The sequence below is a fragment of the Prolinoborus fasciculus genome, from assembly GCF_056724605.1.
In genome coordinates this window covers 32074-49730 of record NZ_JBWZQN010000011.1, presented here as the reverse complement: position 1 = coordinate 49730, position 17657 = coordinate 32074, and the positions used below count along the sequence as shown (strand labels likewise).

The window sequence follows — 17657 nt, the reverse complement described above, 5'->3', positions numbered from 1 at the left end:
TGCCTTTTTGAACACCATCTCATGTTAAATTTTAAAATTTAGCGAATACAATAACATGCCTAAATTTAAGATTTAATCAGATAAGGTTCGATTACTTTCCAGAGTTCTGGCAAATCAGTACAGCCTTGAGAATCAATAAAATGTCCGTGATGCTTGGCATTCACCACAATGGCATCCAGACTGTCCGCCTGTTCCAGACTAAATTCTGGTGCAACCCGGTCATCTCCTTCGGAGTAGATCACCACACGCTCTGCAACCTGTTGTTTGAGTAAATCAAAATTGATTTCAGCGGCATCAATAAAAGGGTTTACTTCATCCAGACGACCCAGCCGGCCATTAAATCCTGCGATCAATACCAGTTGCTGAATTTTCTGCTGTTTTAATTCTCTGGATAAGTAATGTAATGCGGCTACAGTTCCCAAGCTATGTGCAATAAAAATACTGTCCTCATCAATTGCATCAATCTGTTCACGCATTTGCTGATCCCAGGTGTCCAGTGTCGGTGTAGTTGATGGATCCAGCCGGAGGACTTTTAAACTGACATTTTCCTGTTGGGCTTTTTCCTGAATCCATGGGTACCAGTTTTCTTCCGGGCTTGCAGTATAACCATGTACGACAATTACTTGGTTCATTTGAAATTTCTCTTTATTTTGTGCTGATATTCCCGAGTCTGCCTGATCGGATTTTTATTTTGGGTAAGTAAATGTTGTTTTGTTTAAACCGGTTTGACGATTTATTCGCAATAAAAAAAGGCGCATATTGCGCCTTTTTTTAAAACAAAACTTATTTCTTGTCATTGCCGCCGAACAATGGACCCATACCACCGCCGCCGCCAAACTGTTTCTGCAAGCCGCCGAGTGACTTCATCATTTTTGCCATACCCGATGGATTGGCAAATTTTTTCATCATCTTGGCCATTTGGGCATGTTGCTTGATCAGCTTGTTGACTTCTGCCACTTCCATACCACAACCTGCTGCGATACGTTTTTTACGGCTTGGGTTCATCAAGTCCGGGTTACGGCGCTCTTTGATAGTCATCGACTGGATAATCGCTTCCATTTTCTTGACCTGCTTTTCAGGATTGGCTTGCGCCAACGCATCTTGCAGACCGGCATTGCTCATGCCAGGAAGTTTGTCCAGGAAGCCCATCATGCCGCCCATCTTGTTCATCTGCTCAAACTGCATCAGCATGTCTTCAAAGTTGAAGCTGCCGCCTTTTTGCAGTTTTTTCGCCATTTTTTCGGCTTTTTCTTTGTCGACCTTGCGTTCAAGTTCTTCGACCAAAGAAAGTACATCACCCATACCGAGAATACGCTGTGCAACACGCTCAGGATGGAATGGCTCCAAGGCATCGAGTTTCTCACCCATACCCAAGAATTTGATTGGCTTGCCGGTAATCGCGCGTACTGAAAGCGCTGCACCACCGCGCGCATCACCATCAGTTTTGGTCAGGATCACACCAGTTAAAGGCAAGGCATCATTAAATGCTTTGGCGGTGTTTGCCGCATCCTGACCGGTCATGGCATCGACCACGAACAGGGTTTCAGTCGGGTTAATCGCTGCATGCAGCTCTTTGATTTCACCCATCATGTCATCATCGATATGCAAACGGCCTGCCGTATCGACAATCAGTACATCGGCAAACTGGATTTTTGCCTGTTCAATCGCGCGATTCACAATCGTAATCGGTTTTTCGTCTGCGCTGGATTCTAGGAAAATCGCACCGACTTCACCTGCGACAGTCTGTAGCTGTTTGATCGCAGCCGGACGATACACATCGGCAGAGACCATCGCGACTTTTTTCTTTTGACGTTCTTGTAAGAAGCGTGCAAGTTTCGCTGCAGTTGTTGTTTTACCTGCACCCTGCAAGCCTGCCAGCAGGACAACCACAGGTGGTTTTGCAGCGAGGTCGAGGCTTTCATTGGCCTCGCCCATCATTTTGGTCAATTCGTCATGAACGATTTTGACAAAAGCCTGCCCAGGAGATAACTGAGTCATCACTTCCTGGCCCAATGCTTCTTCCTTAACTTTCGCGATGAATTCACGAGTTACAGGTAACGCAACATCGGCCTCAAGAAGCGCCATACGCACTTCACGTAACGTATCTTTAATATTGTCTTCGGTTAGCTGCCCTGAGCCAGTAACATTTCTTAAACTCTGCGTGAGTCGTTCTGTTAAGGTATCAAACATTGCAAAATCCGCTTAAAATAGCCATGAGCAAAAAATTGTTTCTTAAAATAGAAAATTTATGCATAGAATGCTATAGGATACTGTAGTTCGCAGCGAATTTATATAAATGAATATTCATCACCCTTAAAAAGGTTTGACATGGTTAGCCTCCCCTTGGTTTATACGATCTTAGCATTAGTCGCTTATACCGCTTCCTTCTGGTATCTGTTCATTCATTTAATGTCTAAACGTGCTCCTAATCAATGGTTTGTCTCGCTAACCGCACTGCTTGGACTGGGCTTGCATGCGCTGGTTTTATATGGCGATATGCATACCCCGCTGGGCATCAATTATGATGTCTTTGCCCTGTTTTCCTTTACCTCTGGTCTGATGCTGTTACTCAGCATTATTTACAGCACTTATCGTCCGATTATTGCCCTGAACCTGATCGGGATTCCGGTGGCTGCGACCGGATTAATTCTTGGCTTTGCGTTTACTCAGCCTGCAAAAATCATCGCACAAAATTCTTTAGGACTGGATATTCATATCATCCTGTCTTTGTCTGCTTATGCGGTATTGCTCATGGCGACCATTCAGGCCGTAATTTTACGCTTTCAGGATCGTGAGCTGAAAAAGAAGCAAAAACGCCGCGTTTGGGTCAGTTTGCTACCCTCTTATCAAGACATGGAATCATTGCTGTTTGATATGCTGATGACCGGTTTTGTTTTACTTACCCTCGCTTTGGGCTTTGGCTTTTTTACTATCGACAATTTCTTTGCTCAGCATCTGGCACATAAAACGGCGTTCAGTATCATTTCCTGGCTTGTTTACGGTTCACTATTAATTGGACACTGGAAGTTTGGCTGGCGTGGCCAAAAAGCTGTGCGCTTTACCCTACTCGGTTTTGGCTTGCTGGCACTGGGTTTTATTGGTTCTAAATTTGTGCTGGAAATGATTCTAGGGCGATAATTCTGAGCCGTGAATATTCAATTCATTGTTCAATAAACAGATTCTAGCTCTAATATTTTTTTAAACGATTATACGCCCCGCACGCACTGATAATGGCCAGCGAATGACTCTGGGCAATTCTGGATCTTCCCATTCTGGCAATAAGGCATCTGCCAGTACATTTAATGGATTATGTCCGAGTGCTTGAGTTGCTGCTTTCACGGCTGACCAAGTACTCATATAACCAATTAACTGATAAAAATTCCATTCAACCTGCAATACCGGTGGCTGAGTCGCAATTTCCTGAAATGGAAATGGTAAATTTTTATATCCTTCATCTACATGGCGACGTTCAGGTGGCCAGTACGGTGCAAGCGTGACTTCATAAAAATGCTTAAAATAATGATTCAGATGGGGCTCATCCACACTGAATACGCCATAGCTAATTAAAGCCAGAATGGCATTGGGTTTAGCAATCCGGCGAACTTCTGCGTAAAATTTTTCCAGATCAAGCCAATGCGCTGCTTGAGCCACCGAAATCAGATCAACACTCTGGTCAGCACACGGAATCTTTTCAGCGAGTGCCTGACCATACTGAATTTTTGGATGCGGTTTGGCTTGGGCAAGCTGTTCAGCACTCGCATCAATAGCAAGCACCTGATCAAAGTAATTCGCCAAAACTTCTGAAAGCTGTCCAGAACCACAGCCGACATCTACAGCCAATTTAGTACCTGGTGACAGCTCTGCCAATAGCTTTCCCAATGCATCCGGATAATGCGGACGAAACAAAGCATAGTCCTGTGACTGCTGGGAGAAATGATCTTTAAATTCCCTATTTTCCATATATATGCTTTCCAGACCAGTTTTATTTCAGTCTAAATAGACGGTCAGGGAATGCAGTTGGAATTTGGTTTCAGTTACTTCCTGTTTTTAAAATGCAGAATTCATCTATTTAATAGAATCATGTTCTTAACTTAGTCATTCAAGCTATTCTGCTTGATCTGATAATCTGCCTTAAACGCTTTGTAACTGAGCCGGTCTGTGGAGACTTCTGTTAAAGGACTGACCTCCTGCATTGAGGAAAGACAGCGCTCTGTCAGCTGAATATATTCTTGTGTCCCTTTGCTTTTCCAAGCAATTTCTTTGGTGTCCAGGGGACGGATGACCCGTGCTGGACTACCGAGTACCAATGAATTTTCCGGAATTTGGGCCTTGGCTTTAACCATACTATTGGCACCGATAATGGTATTTTCACCAATCTCGGCTTCATCCAGAATTACGCTGTTCATGCCCACCAGTACATTTTTGCGAATGATACAGCCATGTAAAATCGCGCCATGTCCGATATGACCATATTCTTCGACCAGCGTGACGCTACCGGGAAAGCCATGAATGGTACAGGAATCCTGAACATTGGCATTTTTCTGGATATGAATCCCACCAAAGTCGGCTCTTAAAGTAGCAAAAGGCCCGATATATACGCCCTCTTCAATCACCACATCCCCAATCAGAACGGCTTGCGGATGCACATAAGCGCGAGGGTTGACCACAGGAATCACACCAGCAATGGCATAACACGGCATTATTTTATTCCTTTAAAAATGCAGAATTAGATTAGCTAACGGCTTCCAGTCGTAAACCGCCAAAACGTTTATAAAATTGTGGATGTACCGGCGGCATCGAACCTTCCGAAGTTCGGGCGATCTCCATAAAGAATTCATCCCCTGCCGCAACCACGGTTTGATATAAATTACTGCTCAGATTACGGGCATTCAGGGAAAGCCAGTTGGATGGCAATAATTCAAAAGGCAGATTTGGATCTTTTAATAAAATCCGGCGGAATTGATGAATCAGTAAAATTCGCAACTGAAAGGCCTGAACCGGATCCAGCTCATCTTCCTGTTCCACCAGATGAAAGAATTCCCGGAAATCTGCAATGAATTTTTCATAGCGCTGATGCAGCTCCTGTACAGGCCAGTTGGTGGCGACCATGCGTTTCACGGTTGGGTAGGATTCCTGCCAGAGCTGTAAGGTTTCAGCCTTAAATACCACGACTTGGTCGGTCATTTTCAAGTTCAGCAGCAGGTTTTGCAGTTTCTGATGATCACAGCCCGGATAGGCCATGACATTGGTGGCGATATTGGCAAATCCCAGCCATTCCAGTTCTTTTTTCAGAATCAGTTTATTTTCCAGTTCCACCGAACTGAGCAGCACCAGATCCCATTTCTGATCCCATTCCTGATGGCTAAAACTATAAATTTTTTGATCCGCCATAATAAAACGCTGGCGGCTGCTTTCGGTTACGCGATAATAACTGGTGCGACCAATTTTCTCAGACATCAGCCAGCCATTTTGGACCAGACGAAATACGGCAGTCCGTACCGATCGTTCATTAAATCCGAAGACATCCATGAGCTGAATTAGACTGGCCAGACTGATAATGCCACCCCGGTGAAAAATACAGTCACCAAAGATGGTCATGATTAATGAGGTTCCGCTGAGTGCTTCAGTTTGAATAAAGTCATCAATTATTTGTTTTAATTTCGGATTCATTGCGTTTAACTTTACCTTATAGAAACTGGATGATAGACCATTTGGCTATCATCCAATAGTACTTCATGCAGACTTGCGGATATCAAACACGCGCTGTGCCTTGCCTTCAGAGCGTGGCAGACTCCCTTCAGGTAACACTTCGACACTTACGGTGATTCCGACCATGGTTTTAATCTGGCTTTTCAGCTGAGTTGCCAACTGGTGCGCCATAATGTCACTGCTATCTTTACGCATTTCGGTACGGATATGCAATGTATCCAGATGTCCCTGTTTGCAAATCTGGATCTGATAGTTCGGAATCAGTTGCTGGATCTGTAAAATCTGCTCTTCAATCTGTGATGGGAAGACATTGACCCCACGAATAATCATCATGTCATCACTACGGCCGACAATCTTGTCCATACGGCGCATGGTGCGTGCCGTGCCTGGCAATAAACGGGTCAGGTCACGGGTACGGTAACGGATTACCGGCATGCCTTCTTTAGTAATGGTGGTAAAGACCAGTTCACCCAGTTCGCCATCTGGCAGCACTTCGCCAGTTTCCGGATGGATAATTTCAGGATAGAAATGATCTTCCCAGATGGTTGGGCCATCTTTAGATTCCAGACATTCCATCGCCACGCCCGGTCCCATGACTTCTGACAGACCATAAATATCTAGGGCATCAATGCCCAGACGCTCTTCAATTTCCTTGCGCATTTCATTGGTCCATGGCTCTGCGCCAAAGACGCCGGTTTTAATCGAACATTTTTTGGCTGTGCCAAATTTCTTCTCAAGCGCTTCAATAATGTTCAGGCAGTAAGATGGCGTAACCATCAGTGCTGTCGGTTTAAAGTCATGAATCAGTTGCGCCTGTTTATCGGTTTGTCCGCCAGACATTGGAATCACGGTTGCACCCAAACGCTCAACGCCATAATGCGCGCCTAGACCGCCCGTAAACAGACCATAACCATAAGACACCTGAATGATATCTTTGCTGCTCAAGCCGGCTGCACGCAGGGAACGCGCCACCACGTCTGACCAGACATTAATATCATTTTGGGTATAACCCACTACGGTCGGCTGACCGGTGGTGCCAGAAGATGCGTGCACACGTACAATCTGTTCCTGTGGAACAGCGAACATACCAAACGGATAGTTATCGCGTAAATCCTGTTTGGTGGTAAACGGGAATTTCGCCAGGTCTTCCAGTGAGTTAAAATCGTCTGGATGCACGCCAGCATCATCGAATTTCTTTTTATAAACCGGACTGTTCTGATAAGCATGTTGCAACGTCTTTTTCATACGCTGTAGCTGAACACTGCGTAACTCATCAACCGATACTTTTTCAATTTTTTCCATTGCATTGTTATTCATATTCTTACTCCTGACGCAGTCTTCCTGACCACGGTTTAATTCATTGATTGAATGATGTGTTTAATCCATATTTTCTAAAACCAGTGCAACACCTTGACCAACACCCACACACATGGTGCAGAGTGCATATTTGCCATTACGACGTTTTAATTCTTTCATGGCGGTAATCACCAAACGGGTGCCACTCATACCCAGCGGATGACCCAAGGCGATGGCACCGCCATTCGGGTTAATTCTGGAATCATCGTCTTGCAAGCCGAGTTCACGAATCACGGCCAGTGACTGCGCAGCAAAAGCTTCATTCAGCTCAATCACGTCCATCTGTTCCAGACTGAGTCCAGTCTGTTTCAGCACTTTATGTACTGCTGGCACCGGCCCAATGCCCATATATTTGGCTTCCACACCGGCACTGGCCATTCCAATCACTTTAGCTTTCGGGCGCAAACCATACTGCTCAGCAAACTGCTGATTGCCGAGTAATACGCAAGCCGCCCCGTCATTAACACCCGAAGCATTACCAGCGGTGACTGAACCGCCTTCTTTACGAAATGGGGTTTTCAAGGCTGCCAGATTATCCAGCGTCGTTTCTGCACGCGGGTGCTCGTCTTGGGAAATGGTCAGAGTGGTTTTCTTCGGACCTTTAACCTCGACTGGCAGAATTTCTTCGGCAAAAATACCTTTTTGCTGCGCTACTGCGGTTTTCTGCTGGCTGTGATAGGCAAACAGGTCTTGGTCTGCACGGCTAATCTGATACTTTTCAGCGACGTTTTCGGCAGTTTCCGGCATGCTATCGACGCCAAACTGTGCTTTAAATTTTGGGTTGATAAAACGCCAGCCAATGGTGGTGTCATAAATTTCAGGGGTACGGCTAAAGGCAGTTGTAGGTTTGGATTGCACAAAAGGCGCTCGGCTCATGGATTCTACGCCACCCGCCAAAATAAATTGAGCCTCACCCGATTTGATGGCACGGGCTGCCAGTCCAATGGCATCCAGACCTGAGGCACATAAACGGTTTACGGTCAGTGCTGAAACAGATTCAGGCAACCCTGCGAGTAAAGCAGCCATACGCGCCACGTTGCGGTTATCTTCACCGGCCTGATTGGCACAGCCCAAGATCACTTCATCCAGTTCTGCCCATGGCAAGGCAGGATGCTGATCTTTCAGATATTGAATCGGTAGCGCTGCCAGATCATCAGCACGAATGCTGCTCAGTCCACCGGCATAGCGTCCGATCGGGGTGCGAATTCCATCAAAAATATAAACCTGTTCCATGATTCTTCCTTTTAGCCAGCAACACGTAATGGTTGCTGCTGAGTTTTCTGTGCATGTCCCTGCACCGCTTTCTTTGCTAAATATATACTAGTTCTATAGCGGTCTTCACCATAAATACGATACATATTTTCTAAAATTTGTAAAATTGTGTAATATCCAATTTTATCTGCCCATTCGAATGGACCACAAGGATAATTAACGCCATATTTCATAGCAGAATCAATATCTTGTTCTGATGCAATATCATGCAATACTGCTTCACAGGCTTCATTCACCAACATGGCAATACTACGTATAACATAAAGACCGGGATGATCCTTAGACCAAATAGGTATCATATCCATACCTATGAGGAATAGCTCCACTGCCTGGCACTGTTCAGCACTACACGCCGGTGATGCAACGACTGGAATCGCTTGAGCATTTGTCCAATCTGAATGCCAGTCCATCAACACCACAGGCTCATGCGGATAGGTAAGTTCAACTGATTCGCCAAGCGATAATCGCAGAGAAAGGTCACCAATCAGGATTTCATTCTGTTCTGCTGCCTGAAAACTCAGCTCTACATGAGAGGCCTGTTTTAAACGTTCAATCAGTACTGAGGAATGTAGCCATTCACCTTTTACTGTGACTTTGAGCTTATTCAGCGACTTGGCATAACATACTGGCAATTCATATACAGGTGCAGGCTTGGCCTGAGCGTAATCATAAAAACCCTGACCGGACTTGCGACCATAACAACCGGCATCGACCAGTTCTTTTTGAATCAAGGACGGGCGGTAGCGTGGCTCATAGAAAAATTCCTGATAGACACTTTGTGTGACCGAGAAATTCACATCCTGCCCAATCAGATCTGTAAGTTCACACGGCCCCATGGCAAAACGGCCACATTCGCGCATGATGTAATCGAGCTGTTCCGGGGTGGTGGCATTTTCCTGCAAGGCACGAAAGGCCTCGGCATAATAAGGTCGTGCGACACGATTGACGATAAAACCGGGGGTCGATTTGGCTCGCACCGGAACCTTGTTCCAGTCCTTCATCAGATCAAATACTGCATCGGCAATCGCTGCTGAGGTTTTCAGTCCGCGGATAATCTCGACCAGTTTCATCACCGGCGCCGGATTAAAGAAATGCAGACCAATCACTCGCTCGGGATGTGGAATCGCCGAGGCAATTGCGGTAATGGAAATTGAAGAAGTATTAGACGCAAAAATCGTCTGTTCCGGGCAAATGGCAGCCAGCTGTTGAAACAGGTTTTGCTTCACTTCTTTCTTTTCAACAATGGCTTCAATAATTAAGCCCGCATCGGCAAGCTGCTGAATGTCCTCTGCCACAATCAGATTGGCGAAGGTACTCTCCAGCAATTGCTGGGTCATTTTGCCATTTTGTACGCGCTTGCTCAGCTGCGCCTCTAAAGCAGTCAAGGCACTCTGAACTTTGCTGCGATCGAGATCAAACACATAGGTCGGATGCCCGTGCATGGCTGCCAGTTGTGCAATGCCAATCCCCATGGTTCCAGCACCGACCACAGCAACTTTGACTTGTTCCAAATTGATCTGTTGCATGATTTAGCATCCTTTATATTCAGGGGTGCGCTTCTGCATAAAGGCTTGTACACCTTCCTTATAATCGCTTGAACGTCCAGCCAGACGTTGCAGGTCACGTTCCAGAATGAGCTGCTCATCCAAATTGTTTTCTGCTGCGGCATGAATGGCTTTTTTGATCAGGGACAGACCATAGGTCGGTTGCTGAGCCAGATGCTCCGCCAATTTTTTCGCTTCTGCTTGCAGTTGCTCATCTTCAACCACCTGCCAGATCATGCCCAGTTGTACTGCACGCTCAGCCGGAATTTTATCGCCGAGCATCGCTAGGCCCATCGCCTGAGCACGGCCGACCAGACGCGGTAGGAACCAGGTACCGCCTGAATCTGGCACCAAACCAAGACGGCAAAAGGCCTGAATAAAGGAAGCCGATTTTGCTGCCACCACAATGTCACACGCCAGGGCAATATTGGCACCTGCCCCTGCTGCTACTCCATTCACGGCACAAATCACCGGTTTAGGCATTTCGGTAATCAGCTTGATCAAAGGGTTGTAATATTTTTCAATCGATAGGCCTAAGTCCGGTGCATCGGCATTCGGATCGACCACACGGTCATTCAGATCCTGACCGGCACAGAAACCGCGGCCTTCGGCTGAAATCACCACGGCACGAATCTGGCTATCTTTAGCCCAGGCCTTGATGACCTTGAAAACTTCCTGATGCATGGTTTCATTAAAGCTGTTGAGCTGTTTTGGACGGTTAAAGGTCAGGTAGCCCACTGCATTTTTTTCTTCGACAATAATTGTTTGATAATCCATTACACACCTCTAAATTCTGGTTTTCTTTTTTCTAAAAATGCATTGATGCCTTCCTGGCGATCTTGGGTCGCCGCCAGCCAGACAAAATGTTGATGTTCAAGTTTCAGTCCCTGACTTAAAGTCACTTCATGAATCGACTTTAAAGATTGCTTGATGGCACGAATGGCCAGCGGTGCCTGCTTGGCAATTTTTTCTGCCAGTTCCAGTGCGTATTGCACGGTCAATCCTGCCGGACAAACCTGGCTACTAATGCCATGTTGCAAGGCTGTTTGTGCCGAAATCATTTCACCAGTCATGGCCCAGCGCATCGTTAATTGCTGACCGACCAGACGGGCCAGACGCTGGGTTCCACCGGCACCCGGCAACATACCTAAACCGATTTCAGGCAAGGCAAACTGGGCATTTTCCCCGGTCAGCACCATGTCACCATGCAAAGCCAACTCGAAACCTGCACCAAAAGCATAACCATTTACGGCCATGATTAAAGGCTTGGAAAATTCATCAATTTTTTTCCAGAGCAGTGGGCGTTGGTCTTGCTGGATGCTGACCACATCTAACTGCGCCAGCTCATTTAAATCAGCACCGGCAGCAAAGCATTGCGTATTTCCGGTGATGACCACGGCTTTCACAGCAGCATCTGTTTCCAAGTCCTGTAGACAGGCTGCAATGTTTTGCAAGGTGGCATTGTTTAAAGCATTGCGCTTTTCTGGACGATTTAGCTCGATCAGTACCACACCCGGCTTGGGTGAGCTGGTTTTAATGTAGGTCATCCTTGAACTCCTGCTATGCTCGCGGTGCTGTAAATTCAGCTTTTATTCATCAAAACTGAGTCGGACATTGGCCGTGGTTGGACGTGCCTGACAACTCAACACATAGCCTTTCTGGATTTCATCTTCTTCCAGACTATAATTCACCGCCATTTCAACCTGTCCCTCTAACACCTTACATTTACAGGTGGCACAAACACCGCCCTTACAGGCATATGGCAGGTCGGCTCCGGCACGTAGTGCAGCATCTAAAATACTGTCATCCTGTTTGGAGACTTCAACAATCAGCTCACGACCATCCAGAACAATATTGACGCGTTCTTCGCTACGGCTTTCCATCTGCTGGGCGGTTGCTTTCGGTGCAGTACCCGTATTGAAGCGTTCTGTATGAATCTTGCTGCGTTGAATGCCCCAAGTCGGCAATACCGTTTCGACCGCTGCCATCATTTCTTCAGGACCACAGGCAAAACAGTGATCGATGTCGGCAGAAATCAGATTAGCCTGAAACAGCTGCTGCAATTTGTCTGCATCGATCCGGCCGTTAAAAATGTCACTGTCATTCAGTTCACGTGAAAAAATATTTACCAGTTGCAGACGTTCCTTAAAACGGTCTTTCAAGTCCATGATCTGTTCGGAGAACATGGTCTGTTTCCAGGAACGGTTGCCATATACCAGGGTGAATGTTGCGTCCGTTTGACGGTTCAGCACTGACTTTACAATCGATAAGATTGGCGTAATACCACTGCCTGCTGCAAACCCCAAATAATTCTGGCCACCGGCCTTGGCTGCTTTCTGAAAGAACACCCCTTGCGGTGGCATGACTTCTAAAACATCGCCTGCTTTGAGATGCGCATTGGCCCAGGTTGAGAACTGACCCTGATCAATTTTTTTAATCGCAATACTCATGTCTTCTTGAGTATCACTGCAAATCGAGTAACAGCGGCGCAGCTCGCCGTCCTCGGTTAAATGACGAATGGTCAGGTGCTGACCCGGCTGATATTGAAAAGCATCCAACTGCTCAGGCGCGAGATCAAAGGCAATGCAGATCGCCTGCTCGGTTTGTGGCTGAATCGATTTAATGGTTAATGGTATAAATTGGCTCATGGCAAAATCCTTCTTTTAGGTGGTGGTGTTCAGGCTTGTTATTGGTTTACCCTGACCACCGCGCAATCGTTACAATCAAATACATTTGAAATAGTCAAAAGTTTCTAAGCAGTCCCGACATTGATATAAAGCTTTACAGGCGGTCGAACCGAATTCACTTAATAATTTGCTGTTATGACTTAAGCACTGTGGACAGGTGATGCCATCGGTCAATGCCACATGCGTACCACAGCTATGTGACTGACCTTGCGGCGGGGCAATACCATATTGCTGTAATTTGTGTTTGCCCGATTCACTCATCCAGTCCGTGGTCCAGGCTTCAGACAGATCCACAATCACTTTGACTGGCGTCAAACCATTGGCTTCAAAAGCCTGGGTAATTTCTGCTTTTAATAAATCAGTGGCCGGACAGCCGCTATAGGTCGGCGTGAGTCGCACCACAATTTCATCCTGCTGATTCAGCTCGACGCCACGAATCATGCCCAGATCAATCACTGACAATACTGGAATCTCTGGATCAGAAACTTGCTGCAAAACGTCCCAACATTGATCTTCTACGTGTCGAATCAGATTCATGCGACTCACTCCCTGTGATTGTGCCGAATTACCAGTTCATGTTTGGATAAGAGCGCTGCATGTATTGCAGTTCAGCCAAAACAAAACCGAGATGTTCTGTATGTAAACCCTGTTTAGCCCCACTGCGATAAGCGCCTAGCTCTGGCAGGCTTAATTCAAATCGCGCTAACTCGGATGTAATGGTCTCCAGCCACTGGGCTTTTAAATTTTCAATATCTGGAATGACACCGCTATCGACCAACTGTCTTTCATCAGCCGTCAGAACAAAAAGTTCCTCGGTAAAACGCCATAACTGGTTTAAACCTTGCTGGGTTTTTTCATGCGCTTCTGCGGTACCTAAACTTAAGCGTTCCATCCAGGTGGTGGAAAAACGCTGGTGATATTTCACTTCTTTGAGTGATTTCACTGCAAAAGCCGCCAACTCAGCATGCTGACTTTGACTTAAGGCGCTAAACAATAAAGCGTGGTAGTGATCCATCAACCACTGGCGCACCAGGGTCTGGGCAAAGTCACCATTCGGCTGTTCACACAGCAGCAAATTACGGTATTCACGTTCGGTACGGAAATAAGCCAGCTTGTCTTCATCACGGCCCTGTCCTTCCACTTCACCCGCCAGACTGAGGGCAGTACGTGCCTGACCCAATAAATCCAGTCCGATATTGGCTAAGGCAATATCCAGCTCCAGTTCAGGTGCATGACCACACCACTCTGCCAAACGATGAGACAGGATCAGTTGACTGTCACCCACATGTAAAAGAAATTCTGCCAATACTTGATTTGTCATATTCTTCACCTTTCCCTTTACATATGCTCGATGCCAGCTGGAATGTTATAAAAGGTTGGATGGCGATAAACCTTGTCCAAAGCGGGTTCAAAAAATTCTGCTTTTTCATCTGGCTGTGAAGAGGTAATCAATTCAGATTTCACCACCCAGATACTGATGCCTTCATTGCGGCGGGTATATACATCGCGGGCATTTTGTAGTGCGACTTCCTCATCCGGCGCACGCAGGCTGCCGACATGACGGTGACTCAGACCCTGTTTACTACGCACAAACACTTCATAAAGTGACCAGTTATTTTTGTTATTCATGAGCAAATTTCCTTATATTGATCAAACTATTTTTTAAGCAACTTTTTGTGCTGCTGACTGTTGCTGCTGTTTCTGTGCATAGACGGCTGCTGAATCACGTACCCACTTGCCGCCTTCCCAAGCTTTGCGGCGTGCTTCAATACGCTCATGGTTACACGGTCCCTTGCCTGCAAGAATCGCAAAAAACTCATCCCAATTGATTTCACCAAATTCGTAATGTCCGGTGGCTTCATTGAATTTGAGGTCTGGATCTGGAACGGTTAAACCCAGCTGCAAAACTTGCGACACGGTGTTATCGACAAATTTCTGACGTAGCTCATCATTGCTGAATAATTTAATTTTCCACTGCATACTTTGTGCACTGTTCGGTGAATTATCATCACTTGGACCAAACATCATCAGTGCCGGCCACCAGAAACGGTTCACTGCATCCTGTGCCATCTGCTTTTGTTCCGGCGTACCATTGGCCAATTCCATCATGGCTTCAAAGCCCTGACGCTGATGGAAACTTTCTTCTTTACACACACGCACCATAGCGCGGGCATAAGGACCATAAGATGTACGGCACAGCGCAACCTGATTGACAATTGCTGCACCATCTACCAGCCAGCCAATCGCGGCAACATCGGCCCAGCTCAGGGTTGGATAGTTGAAAATTGAAGAATATTTCATGCGACCGGCAATCAGCTTATCCATCATGTCGTCACGATCCGCACCCAAGGTTTCTGCAGCACTGTACAGATACAAAGCATGACCGGCTTCGTCCTGAACTTTTGCCATCAGCACAGCTTTACGCTTCAAGGTCGGTGCACGGGTAATCCAGTTGCCTTCCGGCAACATGCCCACCACTTCAGAGTGTGCGTGCTGACCGATCTGACGAATCAAGGTCTTACGATAAGCATCCGGCATCCAGTCCTTCGGCTCGATGGAAATATCCTTTTCAATCTTTTGATCGAAGATTTGTTGTTGGTTATTCATTGTTCCCTCACTTATCCCAAGTGTTGATACACCCAAATTAAAACGATACGTAATTAAAATCAATATCTATTTATTGGTATCATTTAATTTTTATCCCTTATTTTTTGTAAATATATGTTTTACATCATTTAATATTTTTTATTTTATTGTTATTCATTTTTAAACACAGATTTATGATTGACATTTTCAATTTTTCAACACAAATTATGAAACATCAAAATTAAAAATACCCCTCAAAACGTATCATAAATGGAGTTTTTACAATGTTAGAGTTAGACAGCAGCTCAAGCACAATGGATTATCAAGATACTGAATCAACTCATAATCCTATTGCCATCAAAAGCTTAGCTTCACTGGTGTACGGCCAAGAATACACAGCGCAAGCCGATTTACGTACGGTTTATCATGCCATTAGCGGTGAGGCGGTTTATCAAGTTGGCAGTCAGGGCATCGATACCCAAGCCGTGGTGAAGTATGCCAAACAAAAAGGTGCGACTATTGCCACATGGACGTTTCATCAACGTGCCAATGCACTGAAGCAAGTGGCACAGTATTTGATGGAACGCAAAGAAGACTTTTATGAACTTGCCAAGGCAACCGGCTGTACCCGTAAAGATGCCTGGATTGATATTGAAGGCGGGATTGGGACCTTATATGCCTATTCGAGTTTGGTGCGTCGCGAACTGAGTGATGAAACCGCATGGGTTGAAGATGCATGGATTCCGCTATCCAAGCAAGGCAACTTTGGCGCCAAACATATACTGAGTCCTAAAGCCGGTGTCGCAGTGCATATCAATGCCTTTAACTTCCCGATCTGGGGCATGCTGGAGAAAATCGCACCGACGCTACTAGCAGGCGTACCCTGTATTGTCAAACCGGCAACAGAAGGTGCCGAGCTGACCCACGCCGTGGTCAAAGCTATTCATGAAAGCGGCTTTTTACCAGAAGGTTCACTTCAGCTGATTTGCGGTCAGATTTATGATTTATTTGATCATTTAAATCCTCAAGATACGGTCACCTTTACCGGTTCAGCATCAACAGGACAAAAACTCCGTTCTCATCCGCACCTCAATGCCTACTCTATTCCATTCACGATGGAGGCAGATTCAGTCAACAGCGCGATTTTGACTGAACAAGCCAATGACGAAAGCATTGATTTATTTGTCCGTGAAGTCTTCCGTGAAATGACCTCTAAAGCCGGACAAAAATGTACCGCAATTCGTCGTGCATTCATTCCGGCTGAACTTTTGGACACCGTACAGAGTCGCCTAATTGAAAAACTGAAAAAAGTCGTTGTAGGTGATCCGGCTCAGGAAGGCGTGACGATGGGTGCTTTGGCCAGCGTCAAACAGAAATATGATGTCGCGGCAAAAGTTGAACAGCTCAGCCAGGATGCAGAGATCGTATTCGGTAGCCACTTGCGTCAGAACTTTAAGATTCAAGTACAAAGCGCTGAAAAGTCTGCATGCTATCCACCGACAGTTTTGGTATGCAAAGTGCCAGCTCAGGCAGAAAATATCCATAAGATTGAAGCCTTTGGACCTGTAGTGACTTTAATGCCATATACTGACCTGGCTCAACTTGCTGACCTGGTGGCACGTGGCGAAGGTAGTCTGGTGGCATCCATCGTACGCAATACCGATGAAAATATTGAACAACTGCTCAGCAAAATTGCACCATGGCATGGACGTGTCCATATTCTGGATGCTGAAAGTGCCAAAGAAAGTACCGGACATGGCTCTCCATTACCTTTACTGGTTCATGGTGGACCAGGACGTGCCGGTGGCGGTGAGGAACTTGGTGGCTTGCGCGCAGTCAAACATTATATGCAACGGACTGCGATTCAAGGTTCACCGAATGCCATGACCCAAGTCGGCCATAGCTGGACTGCCGGCGCTCAGGTCTTTGAAGACCGCGTGCATCCTTTTAAAAAGTCATTTGATGAATTGCGTATTGGCGAACGTTTGCTGACAGCACGACGTAGCGTGACCGAAGCAGATCTGGTGAATTTCGGCTGCCTGAGTGGTGATCACTTCTATGCGCATATGGACAAAATTGCTGCAGCAGAATCGCTGTTTGGTGAGCGCGTGGCACATGGCTATTTCGTGGTGTCTGCTGCGGCCGGTTTATTCGTTGATGCGGCTCAGGGCCCAGTCATTGCCAACTATGGCATGGACAACTTGCGCTTTGTAGAACCGGTGAAAATTGGCGATACCATTCAGGTAGAATTGACCTGTAAGCAGAAAACTCCGAAAGCACTGCGCGATCCGGCACAAAAGCCACATGGAGTGGTGGTCTGGGATATTAAAGTGAAAAACCAGCGCAATAATCTGGTTGCAACCTACGATATTTTGACGCTGGTTGAACGTGGCTAAAAATTCATACCCAAAAAAAGGAATCATTATGATTCCTTTTTTTTGTATTTATGAATTATTTGTATCTATTCTTAAAAACAGATTGACGTCTATCCATTTAGCCTCTA

The 17657-nt window shown here is 46.1% G+C and carries 17 protein-coding genes; 2 read left to right on the top strand and 15 right to left on the bottom strand.

Features of this window, described 5'->3' with window-relative positions; genetic code table 11:
- Positions 1-65: 65 nt before the first annotated feature.
- Entirely contained in the window at positions 66-632 is a 567-nt protein-coding gene (locus AC1P5O_RS04285; RefSeq protein ID WP_004279197.1) for an RBBP9/YdeN family alpha/beta hydrolase, read from the bottom strand.
- 151 nt (positions 633-783) lie between these two features.
- Positions 784-2190: a signal recognition particle protein gene (gene ffh, locus AC1P5O_RS04280; protein ID WP_004279196.1), complete on the bottom strand. Its 1407-nt coding sequence runs from the start codon at positions 2188-2190 to the stop codon at positions 784-786.
- Positions 2191-2328: 138 nt separating this feature from the next.
- Between ffh and AC1P5O_RS04275 the strand changes: the two genes are divergently transcribed.
- Complete coding sequence (locus AC1P5O_RS04275; RefSeq protein WP_004279195.1) at positions 2329-3138, top strand: cytochrome C assembly family protein; 810 nt, start codon at positions 2329-2331, stop codon at positions 3136-3138.
- Positions 3139-3198: 60 nt separating this feature from the next.
- Here AC1P5O_RS04275 and AC1P5O_RS04270 read toward each other — a convergent pair whose 3' ends face one another.
- From AC1P5O_RS04270 to paaA, 13 genes are all read right to left on the bottom strand, one after another.
- Positions 3199-3960 (bottom strand): class I SAM-dependent methyltransferase, encoded by a 762-nt coding sequence (locus AC1P5O_RS04270; protein WP_004279194.1) that lies wholly within the window; start codon positions 3958-3960, stop codon positions 3199-3201.
- 131 nt (positions 3961-4091) lie between these two features.
- Positions 4092-4700 carry a DapH/DapD/GlmU-related protein gene (locus tag AC1P5O_RS04265; RefSeq protein WP_253159662.1) on the bottom strand — a complete coding sequence of 203 codons (609 nt, stop codon included), beginning with the start codon at positions 4698-4700 and terminating at the stop codon, positions 4092-4094.
- Between the two features lie 31 nt (positions 4701-4731).
- On the bottom strand, positions 4732-5670 hold the full coding sequence (gene paaX / locus AC1P5O_RS04260) for a phenylacetic acid degradation operon negative regulatory protein PaaX (protein WP_262457596.1): 939 nt from the start codon (positions 5668-5670) through the stop codon (positions 4732-4734).
- Between the two features lie 63 nt (positions 5671-5733).
- On the bottom strand, positions 5734-7026 hold the full coding sequence (paaK, locus tag AC1P5O_RS04255) for a phenylacetate--CoA ligase PaaK (RefSeq protein ID WP_262457597.1): 1293 nt from the start codon (positions 7024-7026) through the stop codon (positions 5734-5736).
- Between the two features lie 60 nt (positions 7027-7086).
- Positions 7087-8298 (bottom strand): 3-oxoadipyl-CoA thiolase, encoded by a 1212-nt coding sequence (gene pcaF, locus AC1P5O_RS04250; protein WP_262457599.1) that lies wholly within the window; start codon positions 8296-8298, stop codon positions 7087-7089.
- Between the two features lie 11 nt (positions 8299-8309).
- Complete coding sequence (locus AC1P5O_RS04245) at positions 8310-9863, bottom strand: 3-hydroxyacyl-CoA dehydrogenase (RefSeq protein WP_004730681.1); 1554 nt, start codon at positions 9861-9863, stop codon at positions 8310-8312.
- Between the two features lie 3 nt (positions 9864-9866).
- The gene (gene paaG, locus AC1P5O_RS04240; RefSeq protein WP_262457601.1) at positions 9867-10658 is read right to left on the bottom strand and encodes a 2-(1,2-epoxy-1,2-dihydrophenyl)acetyl-CoA isomerase PaaG; all 792 of its coding nucleotides are present in this window, start codon (positions 10656-10658) and stop codon (positions 9867-9869) included.
- Positions 10658-11428, bottom strand: a complete 771-nt coding sequence (locus tag AC1P5O_RS04235; RefSeq protein ID WP_262457603.1) for an enoyl-CoA hydratase-related protein — start codon at positions 11426-11428, stop codon at positions 10658-10660. Before AC1P5O_RS04235 ends, paaG begins: the two co-directional genes overlap by 1 nt.
- 42 nt (positions 11429-11470) lie before the next feature.
- Complete coding sequence (locus tag AC1P5O_RS04230; RefSeq protein WP_262457606.1) at positions 11471-12529, bottom strand: 2Fe-2S iron-sulfur cluster-binding protein; 1059 nt, start codon at positions 12527-12529, stop codon at positions 11471-11473.
- Positions 12530-12604: 75 nt separating this feature from the next.
- Positions 12605-13105, bottom strand: coding sequence for a 1,2-phenylacetyl-CoA epoxidase subunit PaaD (paaD, locus tag AC1P5O_RS04225; RefSeq protein WP_004646058.1), 501 nt, complete (start codon positions 13103-13105; stop codon positions 12605-12607).
- A gap of 28 nt (positions 13106-13133) precedes the next feature.
- Positions 13134-13889: a 1,2-phenylacetyl-CoA epoxidase subunit PaaC gene (gene paaC / locus AC1P5O_RS04220; protein WP_026056591.1), complete on the bottom strand. Its 756-nt coding sequence runs from the start codon at positions 13887-13889 to the stop codon at positions 13134-13136.
- 17 nt (positions 13890-13906) lie between these two features.
- Positions 13907-14197: a 1,2-phenylacetyl-CoA epoxidase subunit PaaB gene (gene paaB, locus AC1P5O_RS04215; protein ID WP_004279183.1), complete on the bottom strand. Its 291-nt coding sequence runs from the start codon at positions 14195-14197 to the stop codon at positions 13907-13909.
- 33 nt (positions 14198-14230) lie between these two features.
- Positions 14231-15175 (bottom strand): 1,2-phenylacetyl-CoA epoxidase subunit PaaA, encoded by a 945-nt coding sequence (gene paaA, locus AC1P5O_RS04210; protein ID WP_004646055.1) that lies wholly within the window; start codon positions 15173-15175, stop codon positions 14231-14233.
- Between the two features lie 263 nt (positions 15176-15438).
- Between paaA and paaZ the strand changes: the two genes are divergently transcribed.
- The gene (paaZ, locus tag AC1P5O_RS04205; protein ID WP_262466527.1) at positions 15439-17550 is read left to right on the top strand and encodes a phenylacetic acid degradation bifunctional protein PaaZ; all 2112 of its coding nucleotides are present in this window, start codon (positions 15439-15441) and stop codon (positions 17548-17550) included.
- The last annotated feature ends 107 nt before the right edge of the window (positions 17551-17657 follow it).

Bases quoted from the DNA above. Each gene is read 5' to 3' on its own strand.
- AC1P5O_RS04285 (WP_004279197.1), bottom strand. From the start codon at position 632: ATGAACCAAGTAATTGTCGTACATGGTTATACTGCAAGCCCGGAAGAA.
- ffh (WP_004279196.1), bottom strand. From the start codon at position 2,190: ATGTTTGATACCTTAACAGAACGACTCACGCAGAGTTTAAGAAATGTT.
- AC1P5O_RS04275 (WP_004279195.1), top strand. From the start codon at position 2,329: ATGGTTAGCCTCCCCTTGGTTTATACGATCTTAGCATTAGTCGCTTAT.
- AC1P5O_RS04270 (WP_004279194.1), bottom strand. From the start codon at position 3,960: ATGGAAAATAGGGAATTTAAAGATCATTTCTCCCAGCAGTCACAGGAC.
- AC1P5O_RS04265 (WP_253159662.1), bottom strand. From the start codon at position 4,700: ATGCCGTGTTATGCCATTGCTGGTGTGATTCCTGTGGTCAACCCTCGC.
- paaX (WP_262457596.1), bottom strand. From the start codon at position 5,670: ATGAATCCGAAATTAAAACAAATAATTGATGACTTTATTCAAACTGAA.
- paaK (WP_262457597.1), bottom strand. From the start codon at position 7,026: ATGAATAACAATGCAATGGAAAAAATTGAAAAAGTATCGGTTGATGAG.
- pcaF (WP_262457599.1), bottom strand. From the start codon at position 8,298: ATGGAACAGGTTTATATTTTTGATGGAATTCGCACCCCGATCGGACGC.
- AC1P5O_RS04245 (WP_004730681.1), bottom strand. From the start codon at position 9,863: ATGCAACAGATCAATTTGGAACAAGTCAAAGTTGCTGTGGTCGGTGCT.
- paaG (WP_262457601.1), bottom strand. From the start codon at position 10,658: ATGGATTATCAAACAATTATTGTCGAAGAAAAAAATGCAGTGGGCTAC.
- AC1P5O_RS04235 (WP_262457603.1), bottom strand. From the start codon at position 11,428: ATGACCTACATTAAAACCAGCTCACCCAAGCCGGGTGTGGTACTGATC.
- AC1P5O_RS04230 (WP_262457606.1), bottom strand. From the start codon at position 12,529: ATGAGCCAATTTATACCATTAACCATTAAATCGATTCAGCCACAAACC.
- paaD (WP_004646058.1), bottom strand. From the start codon at position 13,105: ATGAATCTGATTCGACACGTAGAAGATCAATGTTGGGACGTTTTGCAG.
- paaC (WP_026056591.1), bottom strand. From the start codon at position 13,889: ATGACAAATCAAGTATTGGCAGAATTTCTTTTACATGTGGGTGACAGT.
- paaB (WP_004279183.1), bottom strand. From the start codon at position 14,197: ATGAATAACAAAAATAACTGGTCACTTTATGAAGTGTTTGTGCGTAGT.
- paaA (WP_004646055.1), bottom strand. From the start codon at position 15,175: ATGAATAACCAACAACAAATCTTCGATCAAAAGATTGAAAAGGATATT.
- paaZ (WP_262466527.1), top strand. From the start codon at position 15,439: ATGTTAGAGTTAGACAGCAGCTCAAGCACAATGGATTATCAAGATACT.